General features: G+C 60.8%; 1 protein-coding gene. It reads left to right on the top strand.

Annotated elements, in window-relative coordinates; translation table 11 throughout:
• On the top strand, positions 1-1,300 hold a 1,300-nt coding region (gene glnA, locus GSQ76_RS18110), incomplete at its 5' end, for a type I glutamate--ammonia ligase (protein WP_254070481.1).
• Between the last annotated feature and the right edge of the window lie 162 nt (positions 1,301-1,462).

Genomic DNA, 1,462 nt, shown 5'->3' with positions numbered 1-1,462 from the left:
TTCGACCGTGGATGTGGATAGCCTCACGGATGGTTTCATGTTCGACGGTTCGTCGATCGCCGGTTGGAAGGCGATCAACGAGAGCGACATGATCTTGATGCCGGATTGCAGCACCGCCGTGCTGGATCCGTTTGCTGCGAAGCCGTCGCTGATCCTGTTCTGCGACATTATCGAGCCGTCGACCGGCCAGTATTATTCGCGAGACCCGCGCGCCACGGCCAAGCTGGCTGAGGCCTATTTGAAGTCCACCGGAATCGGCGACACCATCCTGACGGGCGCCGAGGCCGAATTCTTCATCTTCGACAGCGTCCGGTTCGGCACGGGCGGGAATTTCGGCAGCTACTCGATCGAGAGCATCGAGGGACCGGGTTCCAACATGAAGGAATATCCAGAGGGCAATATGGGTCACCGTCCGGTGGTCAAGGGCGGCTACTTCCCTGTCCCACCCGTCGACAGCGAGAGCGACCTGCGCGCCGAGATGCTGTCCACCATGGGTGAGATGGGCCTGCCGATCGAAAAGCATCACCACGAGGTGGCGCAGTCGCAGCATGAACTGGGAACGCGTTTCACCACGCTGACCAAGATGGCCGACCAGATGCAGATCTATAAATACTGCGTCCACAACGTCGCCCATAGCTACGGCAAGACCGCGACGTTCATGCCGAAGCCGATCTATGGCGACAACGGCACCGGCATGCACACCCACCAGTCAATCTGGAAGGATGGCAAGCCGCTGTTCGCCGGCAACGGATATGCCGATCTGTCCGAGATGTGCCTCTATTACATCGGCGGCATCATCAAGCACGCCAAGGCGCTGAACGCCTTCACCAACCCGAGCACCAACAGCTACAAACGGTTAATCCCGGGCTTCGAGGCGCCGGTGCTGCTTGCCTACTCTGCGCGCAACCGGTCGGCGTCCTGCCGCATTCCGTACACCACCAACCCGAAGGCGAAGCGCGTCGAGGTCCGGTTCCCTGATCCGTCGGCGAACCCGTACCTCGCCTACGCGGCGCTGATGATGGCTGGTCTGGATGGGATCCGGAACAAGATCCACCCGGGTGACCCGATGGACAAGGACCTGTATGATCTGCCGCCAGAGGAGCTGAAGGGCATTCCGACGGTGTGTGGTTCGCTGCGTGAAGCTCTGGGTGCGCTGGCTGCGGACCATGAATTCCTGTTGGCTGGCGACGTGTTCTCCGTCGACCAGATCGAGAGCTATATCGAGCTGAAGTGGAACGAGGTGTACCGCTTCGAACACACGCCGCACCCGGTCGAGTTCGAGATGTATTACTCCGTCTAAGCCGCCTTCCCTGCCCGTCCCGGTTGGGGCGGGTAGGTTTTCGAGCGCTACACATAGAAACGCCCTGCCGGGACAGTCCCGGCGGGGCGTTTTGTTCGGCGCAGTGTTGGGTGGGAGCTACCCGATGGATTCGCCGTGCAGGACGATGTCCAGCCCCTCCAT

This window comes from Acidisphaera sp. L21, from assembly GCF_009765685.1.
GTDB lineage: Bacteria > Pseudomonadota > Alphaproteobacteria > Acetobacterales > Acetobacteraceae > LMUY01.
This window is presented reverse-complemented; position numbering and strand designations above follow the sequence as displayed.